13 protein-coding genes are annotated in these 13,898 nt (G+C 63.4%); 2 read left to right on the top strand and 11 right to left on the bottom strand.

Translation table 11 applies throughout. The annotated features are described in order from the left end of the window. Positions 1-112: 112 nt before the first annotated feature. The 6 genes from iolB to ACWTU7_RS09145 all read right to left on the bottom strand — a co-directional run bounded on the left by iolB (position 113) and on the right by ACWTU7_RS09145 (position 7,063). Positions 113-925 carry a 5-deoxy-glucuronate isomerase gene (gene iolB / locus ACWTU7_RS09120; protein ID WP_455839717.1) on the bottom strand — a complete coding sequence of 271 codons (813 nt, stop codon included), beginning with the start codon at positions 923-925 and terminating at the stop codon, positions 113-115. A 6-nt stretch (positions 926-931) separates the two neighbouring features. After that, positions 932-1,150, bottom strand: coding sequence for a DUF3329 domain-containing protein (locus ACWTU7_RS09125; RefSeq protein ID WP_455839716.1), 219 nt, complete (start codon positions 1,148-1,150; stop codon positions 932-934). Positions 1,151-1,197: 47 nt separating this feature from the next. Beyond that, complete coding sequence (gene iolE, locus ACWTU7_RS09130; RefSeq protein ID WP_455839715.1) at positions 1,198-2,115, bottom strand: myo-inosose-2 dehydratase; 918 nt, start codon at positions 2,113-2,115, stop codon at positions 1,198-1,200. 151 nt (positions 2,116-2,266) lie between these two features. Further along, positions 2,267-4,117 carry a 3D-(3,5/4)-trihydroxycyclohexane-1,2-dione acylhydrolase (decyclizing) gene (gene iolD / locus ACWTU7_RS09135; protein ID WP_455839714.1) on the bottom strand — a complete coding sequence of 617 codons (1,851 nt, stop codon included), beginning with the start codon at positions 4,115-4,117 and terminating at the stop codon, positions 2,267-2,269. Positions 4,118-4,152: 35 nt separating this feature from the next. Further along, positions 4,153-6,087, bottom strand: coding sequence for a bifunctional 5-dehydro-2-deoxygluconokinase/5-dehydro-2-deoxyphosphogluconate aldolase (locus ACWTU7_RS09140; protein ID WP_455839713.1), 1,935 nt, complete (start codon positions 6,085-6,087; stop codon positions 4,153-4,155). A 130-nt stretch (positions 6,088-6,217) separates the two neighbouring features. Continuing rightward, complete coding sequence (locus ACWTU7_RS09145) at positions 6,218-7,063, bottom strand: MurR/RpiR family transcriptional regulator (protein ID WP_036267530.1); 846 nt, start codon at positions 7,061-7,063, stop codon at positions 6,218-6,220. 154 nt (positions 7,064-7,217) lie between these two features. Between ACWTU7_RS09145 and ACWTU7_RS09150 the strand changes: the two genes are divergently transcribed. Further along, entirely contained in the window at positions 7,218-8,327 is a 1,110-nt protein-coding gene (locus tag ACWTU7_RS09150; protein WP_455839712.1) for a Gfo/Idh/MocA family protein, read from the top strand. 24 nt (positions 8,328-8,351) lie between these two features. On the opposite strand, the gene ACWTU7_RS09155 is transcribed toward ACWTU7_RS09150, so the two are convergent. Continuing rightward, the gene (locus tag ACWTU7_RS09155) at positions 8,352-9,053 is read right to left on the bottom strand and encodes a helix-turn-helix transcriptional regulator (protein ID WP_455839711.1); all 702 of its coding nucleotides are present in this window, start codon (positions 9,051-9,053) and stop codon (positions 8,352-8,354) included. A 128-nt stretch (positions 9,054-9,181) separates the two neighbouring features. Here ACWTU7_RS09155 and ACWTU7_RS09160 point away from each other — a divergent pair, with 128 nt between their 5' ends. Beyond that, complete coding sequence (locus tag ACWTU7_RS09160; protein WP_455839710.1) at positions 9,182-9,817, top strand: LysE family translocator; 636 nt, start codon at positions 9,182-9,184, stop codon at positions 9,815-9,817. 57 nt (positions 9,818-9,874) lie between these two features. Here ACWTU7_RS09160 and ACWTU7_RS09165 read toward each other — a convergent pair whose 3' ends face one another. From ACWTU7_RS09165 to ACWTU7_RS09180, 4 genes are all read right to left on the bottom strand, one after another. Further along, positions 9,875-10,966, bottom strand: coding sequence for a 3-deoxy-7-phosphoheptulonate synthase (locus ACWTU7_RS09165; RefSeq protein ID WP_455839709.1), 1,092 nt, complete (start codon positions 10,964-10,966; stop codon positions 9,875-9,877). 211 nt (positions 10,967-11,177) lie between these two features. Further along, entirely contained in the window at positions 11,178-11,972 is a 795-nt protein-coding gene (locus ACWTU7_RS09170; protein WP_455839708.1) for an SDR family oxidoreductase, read from the bottom strand. 27 nt (positions 11,973-11,999) lie between these two features. After that, entirely contained in the window at positions 12,000-13,001 is a 1,002-nt protein-coding gene (iolG, locus tag ACWTU7_RS09175) for an inositol 2-dehydrogenase (protein ID WP_455839707.1), read from the bottom strand. Positions 13,002-13,130: 129 nt separating this feature from the next. Continuing rightward, entirely contained in the window at positions 13,131-13,898 is a 768-nt protein-coding gene (locus ACWTU7_RS09180) for an ATP-binding cassette domain-containing protein (protein WP_029347391.1), read from the bottom strand.

Raw genomic sequence — 13,898 nt, forward strand, 5'->3', positions numbered from 1 at the left:
CCGAGTGCTCACACTACTTCAAAAACTCCGGCTATGACCGAAACTAATCTCATCCCGCTCTAGCCGACGATTTTTTCGCCTTGGGCCAGTTGCCGACCGGAAGGGAGCGCGATCAGGCCTTCATCAGCCATTCGTGCTCGGGCGCGTTGTGAAATTTCCACGTCCGCTTCGGCCCCGCCATGACGTTGAGGTAGTAGAGGTCATAGCCATGGCAGGCGGCGCAAGGATGATAGCCCTTGGGCACCAGCACGACATCGCCGTCCTCGATCGCCATCGTCTCATCGAGCGATCGAGCGCCAGTCCGGTCGGCATCGGTGTAGACGCGCTGAAAGGCAAAGCCCTGCGGCGGGTTGAGGCGGTGGTAGTAGGTCTCCTCGAGATAGGACTCGGCCGGCAGATTGTCCTGGTCATGCTTGTGCGGCGGATAGCTCGAGGTGTGGCCGCCCGGGGTGATGACCTCGACCACCAGCAATGAGTCGGCCGGCTTGCCCTCCGGCAGGATGTTCGTGACATAGCGCGTGTTGGTGCCCTTGCCGCGAACCTCCTGGCCGAGATCCTTCGGCGCAATGACGCGGACCGGCAGGCCACCGCCAAGCCCCGGCGCCGAGCAGACCGCGAGTTCGAGATCGGTGTCTGATGTCACCGACCAGTCAGAGCCCTGCGGCACATAGACCGACCACGGCTTGCCTTCGAAGGGCGACATGCGTTCGCCGAGCAGGCCGAGATCCTTGCCGCCGGCCGTCGCCTTGCCCTTGCCGGTGACGAACACCAGGCAGACTTCACGGTTCGCGGTTTGCCCGGAGGCTGTTCCGCCTGGCCGCAATCGATGCAGATCGAAACCGACATAGGTCCAGCCGGCGTTTTGCGGCGTCACATGGGCGACGCGGCCATGGCCCTTATCGGCCTTAACCAGCAGTTTCGACATCGCGCTTCATTCCTTTGGTTCGGTATCGGCCGAAGCCTTGCCGCCGTCGGCCGGCTTATAGAGATAGAAGAACTGCCAGACGGCATAGCCGGCGAAGCCGAGCGCGATCATGCCCCAGAACGGCGCGCCGGTGGCAAACTCGACCACGGCCCAGCCCAGGCAGATCGCTACGATGGCAACGCGTCGCCACAAGGGCCGGAAGAACGGATGCTCGGAGTCCTTCATCGGATCAGCCCCCGCATCGGATCAGCCCTTCGCCGGGAATACTGCATTCAAGCATTGGGGAAGCCCTGTGTTTCAACGGTGTAACCGGCAGCCGTCATCACCCGCATCAATTCCTTGTAGCCGACTTGCGCCATCTTGAACGGCGGATTCGTCTTCGGGTCCTGCTCGGCCTCGACGACGAACCAGCCTTCATAGCCGTAGTTCGCCAGCCTTTCCACGATGACGCCAAAATTCAGCGAACCGTCTCCCGGCACCGTGAAGGCGCCGAGCGCCACGGCGTCTAGGAAGGATTGCTTCTGGCGGTCGAGTTTCTCGATCACCTCCATGCGTATGTCTTTCACATGCACATGGTTGATCCGCCGGTGATGCTTGTCGATGGCGCGCAGCACGTCACCGCCGGCAAAGGCCAGGTGACCGGCATCGAGCAGCAAGGGGATGCCTTCTCCCGAAAAGCGCATGAAGGCATCAAGCTCCGGCTCCGTCTCGACCACCGCTGCCATATGATGGTGGTAGGAGAGCGGCATGCCCTGCTCGGCGCACCATTCCCCGAACTGCGTGAGGCGCTTCGCATAGGCTTTCATCTCGTCGTCCGAAAGCCTGGGCTTGGTGGCGAGCGGCTTCGAGCGGTCGCCCTGGATGGAGCGGCCGACCTCGCCGTAGACGATGCAAGGCGCGTTCACCGCCTTGAACAGATCGATCATCGGCTGGATGCGATCCTTATTTCCCGCGATGTCTTCGTCGACCAGCGTACCGGAGAACCAGCCACCGCAAAGCGTGACGTCGGCCTCTTTCAGGATCGGCAGCATGATCTCCGGGTCACCGGGAAAACGGCGGCCCATTTCCATGCCGGTGAAACCTGCCGAACGCGACTGGCGCAAGCACTCCTCCAGCGAGACGTCATCGCTGAGTTCCGCAAGATCGTCGTTCCACCATGCAATGGGGGACATGCCCAGTTTGGCTTTCAAGTCGTCACTCCAATGTCAGTTCGTGTCCACCCTCCCCCTTGTGGGGAGGGTCGTGCGAAGCAGCGGGGTGGGGGTGCGGCGCCCGACCCCCACCCGGACCTTCGGTCCGACCTCCCCACAAGGGGGAGATAGGGGCTTGGCAGCGCCGACATCAATCTCCAATCTTCTGCATCTGCCGCTTTTCATCATAGGCTCTGCGCGCCGCATTCACTTGCGGCCGTGTCGAGACTTCCGGCACGGCAACGTCCCACCAGCTTCCACCGGCTTCGGTCGAAACCTGCGGATCGGTGTCGATGACCAGCACTGTGGTCCTTGTATTCTTCTTCGCTTGCGCCAGCGCCGTTTCCAGGCCGGCGACCGACGAAACCTTCTCGGCGATGGCGCCGAGGCTTACCGCATGCGCCGCGAAGTCGATGTCGGGCAATATCTCGTGGCGTGCGTCCTTCAGCAGATTGTTGAAGTTGGCACCGCCGGTCGCCATCTGCAGCCGGTTGATGCAGCCATAGCCTCTGTTATCGAGCAGCACGATGGTCAGCTTGAGGCCGAGCATGACCGAGGTCGCGATCTCGGAATTGAGCATCAGATAGGAGCCGTCGCCGATCATCACGACGACCTCCTCGTCGGGCTTCGCCATTTTGACGCCGAGCCCGCCAGCGATCTCGTAGCCCATGGTCGAGAAGCCGTATTCGGCGTGGTAGGAGCCGGGTGCGCCCGCCTGCCAGAGCTTGTGTAACTCGCCGGGCAGGCCGCCGGCGGCATGAAGCAATATCACGCCGGAGCCCATGGCGCGCTGCACGGCGCCGATCACTTGCGCGTCGGACGGGTAGGCGGCATTGGTCGACGCCGTCACCTTGTCTGCATCGGCCTGCCAGTCCTTCTTGCCCCTGGCCGCATTGTCGGTCCAGGCAGCCGGCGCCTTCCAGCCGTTCAGCGCCGCGTCGAGTTCGGCGAGCCCTTCCGCCGCATCGGCGACCAGCGGCAGCGCCTGGTGTTTTCCCGCATCGAAAGGCTGGACGTTCAGCCCGATGATGGTCTTGCCGGAATTCTTGAACAGCGCCCACGAGCCGGTGGTGAAATCCTGCAGCCTGGTGCCGACGGCAAGCACGACGTCGGCTTCTTCAGCCAGCCGGTTGGCCGCCGAAGTGCCGGTGACGCCGACCGCCGCCATGTTGAGCGGATGATCGTCCGGCAGCGAGGATTTACCGCCCTGCGTCTCGCAGACCGGGATGCCGGCGCCTTGCACCAGCTTCGCCAATTCGCCGGAAGCCTGCGAATAAAGCACGCCGCCGCCGGCAATCACTAACGGCTTTCTTGCCGCCCTCAGCGCCGCCACCGCGGCCGCCAATTCCCTACGGTCCGGACGTGGCCGCCGTTGGGTCCAGACCCGTTCGGCAAAGAAGCTCTCGGGGTAGTCATAGGCTTCGGCCTGCACGTCCTGGCAGAGCGCCAGCGTCACCGGTCCGCATTCGGCCGGATCGGTCAGCACCTGCATGGCGCGATTGAGCGCCGGGATGATCTGCTCGGGCCGGGTGATGCGGTCGAAATAGCGCGACACGGGCCTAAAGCAGTCATTGACCGTCGCCGTGCCGTCGGAGAAATCCTCGGCCTGCTGCAGGACAGGGTCGGGGATGCGATTGGCGAAGACGTCGCCGGGCAGAAACAGGACAGGCAACCTGTTTACATGCGCAAGTGCTGCCGCCGTCACCATGTTGAGCGCGCCGGGGCCGATCGAACTTGTCGTGGCCATGAAGCGGCGACGGAAATTGGCCTTGGCGTAGGCGATCGCCGCATGCGCCATCGCCTGTTCGTTGTGGGCGCGGAAGGTCGGCAATTCGTCACGCACCTGGTAGAGCGCCTCGCCGACACCGGCGACATTGCCATGGCCGAAGATCGCCCAGACGCCGCCGAAGATCGGCAATTTTTTGCCGTCGATCTCGGTCATCTGGCGGGCAAGAAAGCGGGTCAGCGCCTGCGCCATCGTCAGGCGGATTGTCTTGGTCATCTTGTTTTCCTCCGCAGTCCTAATGCCGCGCCTTCTTATGCTGCTTTGCGGCCGCGCGCGGCAAGCCATGCCTCGGTTAGTCTCTCGAAGCGCGACGCCATGTCGGCCACTGCCTCGTCGTCCGACATCTTGCCCGCAAGCCACTGTTCGGCCGCGTTGATGAAGATGGTGCGTCCGACGGCGAAGCCCTTGACGATGGGCGCTTTGGCGGTGGCAGCGAAGGCCGCTTCCAGCTCGTCCTGCGGCGCTTCGAGGCCGAGCAGCACAACCCCACGGCACCACGGATCGTTCTTCAGGATCACCGCCTCGATCTTTGCCCAAGCCCCGGCCGAAGCCTGCGGTTCGAGCTTCCACCAGTCGGGCTTGATATCGAGCGCATAGAGTTCCTCCAGCGCACGCGGGATCGTCGTGTCGTCGAGCTCGCCGTGCTTGCCGGCGATGATCTCGATGAGAAGTTCTCTTCCCACTTTCCGCGCGGCCTCGAACAGGCTTTTGAGCTTCTGCTGCTGCTCGGTCTTCAGCGGCTCCGGGTCGTCGGGGTGATAGAAGCACAGGCACTTGATGCAATGGTCGACCGGCCACTCGATCAATTGCGAGCCGATGTCCTGCGAGAATTCAAAACGAAGCGGCCGCGATCCCGGCAGCTCGACCGGCCGGCCGAGCCAGGCGAAGGAATGGCGGGCAAATTCGAACATCGCCTCGCGGCCGTATTTCTCGTCGAGTAGCATGCCGTAACCGGCGCGGCCGGCGGCAACCTTTGCCGCCGCCTTGACCGTCAGCACCTTGAAATCATGGATGCGCGACGGATCGGCGCCGGCTTTCGCGGCGACATCGTCAAGCTGGATACGGTGGTCGCAGGCCAGCGCCATCAGCGAGGGAATGACGCGCCGGCGCGTCGTCGCCCAATGGATATGGTTGATCGCCTCGTCCTTGCGCAACGCCAGATGCCTGCTGCCGTTCTTCAGGAAGAACTGCAATTCCTCGAAGGTCGGGTATTCCGGCGCGCAGAGCAGCCGCGACACGGCGAAGGCGCCGCAGGCATTGGCCCAGGTCGCCGCCGTCGCTAGGCTTTCCTCGCCGAGCCAGCCGCGCAGGAAGCCCGACATGAAGGCATCGCCGGCGCCGAGCACATTATAGACCTCGATCGGAAAACCCTTGCCGACAATGCCGTCTTCGAGATCGTCGCTGATCGGCCCGTCATAGACGATGCAGCCCATGGCGCCGCGCTTCAGCACGATAGTGGCCTTGGACAGCGAGCGGATCGTCCTCAACGCGCTGAGGCAATCGTCAGTGCCGGAGGCGATCATGATCTCTTCTTCGGTGCCGACGATCAGGTCGCAGTCGGGCAGCACCGTCTTCAGCCGGGCGGAGACCCGGTCGGATTTCACGTAGCGCTCGAACCCTTCGGCATGGCCGGCAAGGCCCCAGAGATTGGGGCGGTAGTCGATGTCGAACACCACCTTGCCGCCATTGGCCTTGATGGCGCGGATCGCCTTGCGCTGGGCGGCATCGCTGTTGGGCCGCGAAAAATGCGTGCCGGTGACGACGATGGCGCGCGCCGAGGCGATGAACGCTTCGTCGATGTCCTCCTCCGCCAGCGCCATGTCGGCGCAGTCGCTGCGATAGAAGATCATCGGCGAGACGCCTTCGTCCTCGACCGACAGCAGCACCAGCGCGGTCAGCCGGTCCGGGTCGGTCTTGAGGCCGTCGACCGAAACCCCTTCGCGCGTCAGCTGCTCGCGGATGAAGCGGCCCATCTGCTCGTCGCCGACGCGAGTGAGCAGCGCCGAGCGCAGGCCGAGCCTCGCCGTGCCGACCGAAATGTTGGCCGGACAGCCGCCGACCGACTTGGCAAAGGAGGTGATGTCCTCCAAGCGCGAGCCGATCTGCTGGCCATAGAGATCGACCGAGGCGCGGCCAATGGTGATGACGTCGAGCGGCGCATGTTTCGCGTCCATGGCTTCGCCCATTCGAACCTCCCATCTGCCTTGTTGTCTTGGGGTACACGCGCGAGCGGCAGCGTGGCGCCGGTAATATGAAATAATAATTCCAATCCATAGTCAATATGGAACGCGCATTCCTTCGCTGAAAAGTAGCCTGTCAGGCCTTGCGCTTGCGGCCAGCGTCGCGCCGCTTCTCGCCAACCGCAACGGTCAGCGCCATGGCCAGCGCCATCGTCGCCGACAACGAGCGGAAGCCGGCGAAATCGGCCTCGGCGACCTCGAACCAGACCTTGGCGAACTGGGCGAGCGGCGAAAAGGAACTGTCTGTGATTGCCACGATCGGAACGCCTTGCTCGGAAATGACGCGCGCCTCGTCGATGGCCGCCGGGGCATAGGGTGAGAAACTGATGGCGATGACGGCATCCCTGGGCGAGGCAAAGCTGATCATCTCGGCGTTGAGGCCGGCGGCCGATTCGATCAGCTGGTTGCGGATCTTGAGCTTGCCCAGCGCATAGGCGATGTAGGAGGCGACCGGATACGAGCGGCGCTTGGCCAGCACATAGATGGTCTCCGCCTTTGCCAGCAAGGCGATCGCATCTTCGAAATGGTCTTCGTTCAACCTGCCTGAAATATCGTTGAGCGAGGTGCTCGCCGCGGCGACGAAGCCGTCGAAGATCGCCCGGTGACCGGCGCCTTCCTCGGCCTTGGCGCGCAATGCCGCCAGTCTTTCGTCATAGGACGAATTGCGCTCACGCAGGCGCTCGCGAAACACCAGCTGCAGACTGGTGAAGCCGTCGAAGCCGAGCTGCTGGGCGAAGCGGATCAAGGTCGAAGGCTGGACGCCGGCCGAAGCGGCGATGCTGGCGGCCGTGCCGAAGGCAATGTCGTCAGGATTGTCGAGCGCATAGGCGGCGATCTGCGCGATACGCTTGGGCAGGCTATGGCGCCGTTCCAGGATCGTCGTCCGCAGCGTCTCGAAATCGCGGGGCACCCGTTCGTCCATCGTCGCTCCGCCCAGGCTCATCAGTCGATGCCGTGTGTGCCCCATCATAGCGAGCCTGTGCAAGAAGGCCATAAAAAATGAGGCATGCGTTCCATTTCTGGATAAAATGGACTAATTCATCCACACAATCTTTCTGGCGACGGAGACAAGGGAAATGGTCGGAGTCGGTCTTATCGGCACGGGCTTCATGGGCAAGTGTCACGCCATCGCCTGGAACGCGGTCGGCACCGTCTTTCCCGACGCGGCCAAGCCAAGGCTGGTCCATCTCGGCGAGGTCAATGAGGATCTTGCCAAACGGCGTGCCAGCGAATTCGGCTTCGCCAGGGCCTCCGGCGACTGGCGTGCCGTCGTCGATGATCCGGATGTCGATATCGTCTCGCTGACCACGCCCAACCAGTTCCACCCGGAAATGGCCATCGCCATCCTCGAAGCCGGCAAGCATCTGTGGTGCGAAAAGCCGATGGCGCCGAGTTTTGCCGAGGCGCAAGCCATGGCGGCGGCGGCGCAAAAGTCCGGCAAGGTGGCCGCTCTCGGCTACAACTACATCCAGAACCCGGCCATCCGCCATATCGGTGCGCTGCTCGACGAGAAAATCATCGGCGAGGTCAACCATCTGCGCGTCGAGATGGATGAGGATTTCATGGCCGACCCGGAGGCGCTGTTCTTCTGGAAGCACGAGGCGGCGTCCGGTTACGGCGCGCTCGACGATTTCGCCGTGCATCCGCTGTCGCTGGTCGCCGTGCTGTTCGGCCGCGTCGCCCGCGTGATGTGCGATATGGCAAAACCCTATGCCGATCGCCGCGTTGCGTCGGGCGGGCGCCGCGCGGTCGAGACCTACGACATCGCCAACGTGCTGATGCATCTCGAAAACGGCATTGCCGGCACGCTGCTGGTCAATCGTTCGGCCTGGGGCCGCAAGGGCCGGATCGCCATCCAGATCTTCGGCTCGAAGGGCTCGATCCTGTACGACCAGGAGCGGATGAACGAGTTCCAGCTCTACCTCACATCAGACCGGCCGACCGAGCAAGGCTATCGCACTATCCTGGTGGCGCCGCATCACAAGCCCTACGATGCCTTCCTGCCGGCACCCGGCCACGGTCTCGGCTTCAACGACCTCAAGATCATCGAATGCCGGGAACTTTTGGCGCGGCTTGCCGGCAAGCCGGCGCGCATCATCGATTTCGACGAAGGACTCGAAATCGAGCGCACCGTGCATGCCATGGCGCGCTCGTTCGAGGAAAAGCGCTGGGTGGATGTTAGATAGCTCAACCTGGAAGCCGGCGACGCATCAGTTGCCGGCGGCTGTGGCGTTGATCTCCCACCCGTCCACCCAGAGCTGCCGCAGATCATCGCCTTCGCCCCTGAACCATAGGCCTGTCGGCTGGCAGTCATCGATGCGGTCGCTGCGGAAATTGCGGATGGCCTGGCGGAGTTCGCACCAGGCGACGATGTTGGCGGTTTCGGCATAGTAGATGAGGGCGATCGGGCGGATGATGCGTTCGGTCGCCCGGCCCGCTTCATCGCAATAGGAGAGGTCGAGCTTTTCCTCGTCGCGGATGGCGCGGCGAACCAGCGCCAGATCGACCGCCGAGGCCGAAGGTGCTGCGAATCCCCAGGCATGCAGGGCGTTGGCATCGAGCGTCTGGCGCAAAGGCGGCGGTACCGCGCCGGCAATCTTGGCGCTGACGCGCTTGGCCGCCTGCTTCAGCTCGCTGTCGCCGGTGCGCTCCAGCAACGCCAGCGACAACACGATCGCCTCCATCTCCTCGATCGAAAACATCAGCGGCGGCAGGTCGAAGCCGGGGCGCAGGATATAGCCAATGCCGCGGCCGCCTTGGATCGGCACACGCATCGCCTGCAAAGCGGCAATATCGCGATAGACCGAGCGCATCGTCACTTCCAGACGCTCGGCAATCATTGCCGCGGTCACCGGCTTTCTGGCTAGCCGCAGGATCTGGATGATCTCGAACAGACGCGACGCCTTGCGCATTTCTTCACTCAACCTCGAAGGCAACTGACAACACCCCGTCAGTTGGGATCACCTATAGGGCGGCCTACCGGTTTGAAAATCAACAGGTTCCGCTGCGGCTTTGCGGCGCCAGACGGCAGGCAACTGACATGAGCTACACGGAAAACCTCTGGCTGTTTTTCATTCTCCTGTTCGGCATTATCGCCGTGCCGGGCATGGACATGCTGTTCGTGCTTGCCAATGCGTTGACCGGCGGACGCGACAGAGGATTGGCGGCGACCGGCGGCATCATGCTGGGCGGCATGGTGCATACGGTGAACGGCGCGGTCGGCGTCGGCCTGCTGATGCATTTCGTGCCGATCCTGTTCAAGCCGCTCCTGATCGCCGGTGCCGCCTATATGGCCTTCATCGGCATTACTCTGATGCGCACCTCCATCACCGTCGGCGATAACGCGCCCGCCGGCAGCCGCACTGCCTGGAAGGCGTTTCGCCAAGGGCTCGTGACCTGCCTGATCAATCCGAAGGCCTATCTTTTCGTCCTTGCCGTCTATCCGCAGTTCTTGAAGCCCGCCTACGGTCCGATCTGGATGCAGGCAACCGTCATGGGGTTGCTGACGGTCCTCACCCAGGCCGCCATCTATGGCGGGCTTGCGATCACCGCCGGCCGCAGCCGTAACCTGCTGGTCGCCAATCCGCAGGCGACCGCTCTTGCCGGCCGGGCGGCCGGGTTATTGCTGTTCGCCGTCTCGGTGTTCACTGTCTGGGAAGGACTCAGCACGGCGTGATCCGCCGGGGAACGCCGCGCTGCCGTGTTTCAGCACCCTTGCCACAAGAGGAGCGCGTCAGGCGGCTCCCGGACGGCTTGATATCATTGCGCGTCGCGCTGACCGGCGCCGCTCGACGGCGTCGGCAAGGCCGTGCAGCACCGTCTCGGTGGTTGCCCAGTCGATGCAGCTATCGGTGATGCTCTGGCCATAGACCAGCGGCTTGTTGGGCATGACCTCCTGCCGGCCGGCGACGAGGTTGCTCTCGATCATGACGCCGATGATGCGCGCGTCGCCTGCTGCGACCTGGCCCGCCACGTCAGCCGCCACCGTCGGCTGGTTCTCAGGCTTCTTGTTGCTGTTGGCGTGGCTGACATCGATCATCAGCCGAGGTGCTACCCCGACCCGACCGAGCTCCGCGCAGGCGGCAGCTATGCTCGTTGCGTCATAGTTCGGCACAATGCCGCCGCGCAGGATGACGTGGCAGTCCTCGTTGCCGGTGGTCGTCGCGATGGCGCTGCGCCCGCCCTTCGTCACCGCCATGAAATGATGCGGCTGGGCGGCGGATTTCACCGCCTCGGCGGCGATCCGCAAATTGCCGTCGGTGCCGTTCTTGAAGCCGACAGGGCAGGACAGGCCGGATGCGAGTTCCCGATGGATCTGGCTCTCTGTCGTGCGCGCGCCGATCGCCCCCCAGGCAACCAGGTCGGCAATATATTGCGGAGTGGCCATGTCGAGGAATTCGGTCGCCGCCGGAAGGCCGAGATTGTTGACGGCGGAGAGCACGTTGCGGGCCAGCCTCAGTCCCTTGTCGATATTGAAGCTGCCGTCCAGGTCGGGATCGTTGATCAGGCCCTTCCAGCCGGTCGTCGTGCGCGGCTTCTCGAAATACACGCGCATCACGATCTCCAGCCGGTCCGACAGGCTCTCTCGAAGCGTCGCCAGACGGCTGGCATAGTCTACGGCAGCGGCCGGATCGTGGATCGAGCAGGGGCCGACGACGACGATCAGCCGATCATCGGCGCCGGTCAGCACGGCGTGGATCGCGTTGCGTGACGCGGTAACGGTCCGCGTGGCCGTCAGCGTGCGCGGTATCTCCCGCATCACCTGGTCCGGCGTACTCAATTCCCTTATTTCCTTGACCCGAAGATCGTCGGTGGTGGTCAACACGGCTTTCTGCTCCTGATTGGGAGAACCTGCCGGCTGAAACAAAAAAGCCGCCAGGTCTGGCGGCTGTTCGGATTTTGATGCTGCAATCTTCAGATCGAGCGCAATCCTCCCGCCGCCAGCGAGCTGCCGTAGCTAAAGTACCAGAACGAGGCGGTCAGGTGGATCATGCCAGCCCTATAGCCGAAGCCGGGGCGCTTGTCACGCCCTGATGCTACTCTGCGCCCGCTCCGGCAACGTTCTGGTCGTAATCGACCAGCGATCCGGTCATGACGCCCGACTGCGGGCTGACCATATAGCTGATCAGCCGGGCAAGCTGGTCCGGCTTCACCAACTGGCCCATCGGCTGCGCGGCCTCTGCCTTTTCCAGCCAGTCGTCGGGTGCCGCGTGCCATTTCTTCTGCACGATGTCCTCGCCCTCGGTGTCCATCCAGCCAGGCAGCACCGCGTTGCAGCGGATGCGATTGCTGCGATAGGCGTTGGCGACATTCTTGGTCAGCGTCATGAGAGCGCCCTTGCTCGACGAATAGGGCGTCAGGAACGACTGGCCGCAATGCGCCGACATCGACAGCACGTTGACAATCGAGCCAGGCGCCTTGCGGTCGAGCAGGTGCGCCACCAGACCCTGCATCAGGAAGAAGGGGCCGCGCACATTGGTCTGGAAGATCTGGTCGAATGTTTCCTCGGAGGTCTCGACCAGTGATCCGCGGGCCGAGGTGGCGGCGGCGTTGACCAGCGCGTTGACGGTGCCGAAATGAGCGATCGCCGTTTCGACGGCCCGCTTGCAGTCGGCCACTTGGGCGACATCGGCGCTGATGAAAATCGCCTCGACGCCCGACTTCTTGAGGGTGGCGACGGCCTTGTCGCCCTTCTCCTGCGAGCGTCCGATTAGCGCCAACGCCCGGCAGCCCTCATCGGCCAGCGCCTCGGCGACGGCGAAGCCGATGCCTTGCGCGCCGCCGGTGACGATGGCGCGTGTTTCGGAATTGCGACCGGCGGAACCGTTCATCGCCTTGCTCCTGTGCTTGGTGTTGCTTCAGATGGTCTTGTCGAGGCGGACGGTCTTGCCGTCCCTGGCCGATTTCAGCGCCGCGTCCGCCAGCCGCAGCGCGACGAGCCCATCCTTGCCGCTCGGTGCGGCCTTGTTGCCTGATGTCGCCGCCGCGATGAAGGCGGCGATCTCGTTGGCATAGGCGTCGAGGTAGCGGGTCATGAAGAAGTCGTGCAGCGGCGGGCGCGTATAGCCTTTCTCATTGGCCAGTTCGATCGACACCGGCCGCTGGTTCTCGGCCGCGACCATGCCTTTCGAGCCATGCACCTCGATGCGCTGGTCGTAGCCATAGGTGGCGCGCCGCGAATTGGAGATGATGCACTGCTTGCCGGAGGCGGTTTCGAGGATGACGCTGACACTGTCGAAATCGCCGGCCTCGCCGATTTGTCTGTCGACCAGCACCGAGGCATGGGCGCTGACCGCCACCGGCTCCTCGCCGAGCAGAAAGCGCGCCATGTCGAAATCATGGATGGTCATGTCGCGGAAGATGCCGCCCGAGCGGCCGATATAGTCGAGCGGCGGCGGGCCGGGATCGCGCGACGTGATGGTCACCATCTCGACGGTGCCGATGGCACCGTCGTCGATCGCCTTGCGCACGGCGGCGAAATGCGGATCGAAGCGGCGGTTGAAGCCGACCATCAAAGTGGCGCCGGCCTTGTCGACCACGGCCAGGCATTCTTCCACTCTGCCGGCGTCGAGGTCGATCGGCTTCTCGCAGAAGATCGCCTTGCCGGCCTTGGCGAACTGCTCAATCAGATCGGCATGGGTGTCGGTCGGCGTGCAGATGATGACCGCATCGATATCCCCGGCTTTTTCGATGGCCTCGATAGTGCGTACTTCCGCGCCATAGGCCGACGCCAGATCCGTCGCCGCCTTCTCGAAGGCATCGACAACTGCGACCAGTCTGGCCTGCGGATTGGAACCGACGGCACGGGCGTGGACCTTGCCGATGCGGCCTGCACCAAGAAGAGCGAAGCGGAGAGACATGGGATTTCCTTTGAGGATTGTTCGAAATGAAAGTGCGTCTTTACTGCACCGTTCATGGCAAGGCGCAGTAGATTTTCTTATTGCGGTTGCTCGGCGACGGGCCGATGACCCGCCGCGCCGGCATTCGCCTTAGGCCGCAAGTTCTGCCTCCCCGGTCTTGGCGCCGGTGATGTATGAGACGACGTCGTTGCCGTCGGTGTCCTGCTTGCGCAGATTGGCGACGATGCGGCCGCGTCGGAAGACGACGATGCGGTCGACCAGATCAAACACCTGGCGCATGTTGTGACTGATCAGGATCAGCGGCTCGCCATTGGCTTTCAGCGTGCGGATGATGTTTTCGACCTGCATCGTCTCCTGCACACCAAGTGCTGCCGTCGGCTCGTCCATGATGATGAGCTTGGACGCAAAAGTCGCGGTTCTGGCGATTGCCACGCACTGGCGCTGGCCCCCCGACATGTGGCGGATGGTGTTGGAAAGGTTGGGAATCTTGACCGCCGTGCGGATCAGCGCTGCCTCGGTCGCCTTACGCATGAACTTGCGATCGAGGATCGAGAACGGCCCGAGATTGAAAAGCACCTTTTCGCGGCCGAGAAACAGGTTCGACGGCACGTCGAGATCGTCGGCGAGCGCAAGGTTCTGGAACACCGTTTCGATGCCCGCCTCGCGCGCGGCGATCGGGCCGGCGAAGTTCACTTCCTTGCCGTCGAACCAGACCTTGCCGCTGGTGCGCTGCTCGACGGCCGTGATCTGGCGCACGAAGGTCGATTTGCCGGCGCCGTTGTCGCCCATGATGGCGACATGCTCGCCCTTGCGCAGTTCGAAGTTCGCGCCTTCGAGCGCATGCACGCCGCCATAGTATTTGGTCAGGTTTTCGGTCTTCAGGACGATGTCTGACAT

The sequence above is a fragment of the Mesorhizobium sp. BHscii genome, from assembly GCF_053848065.1.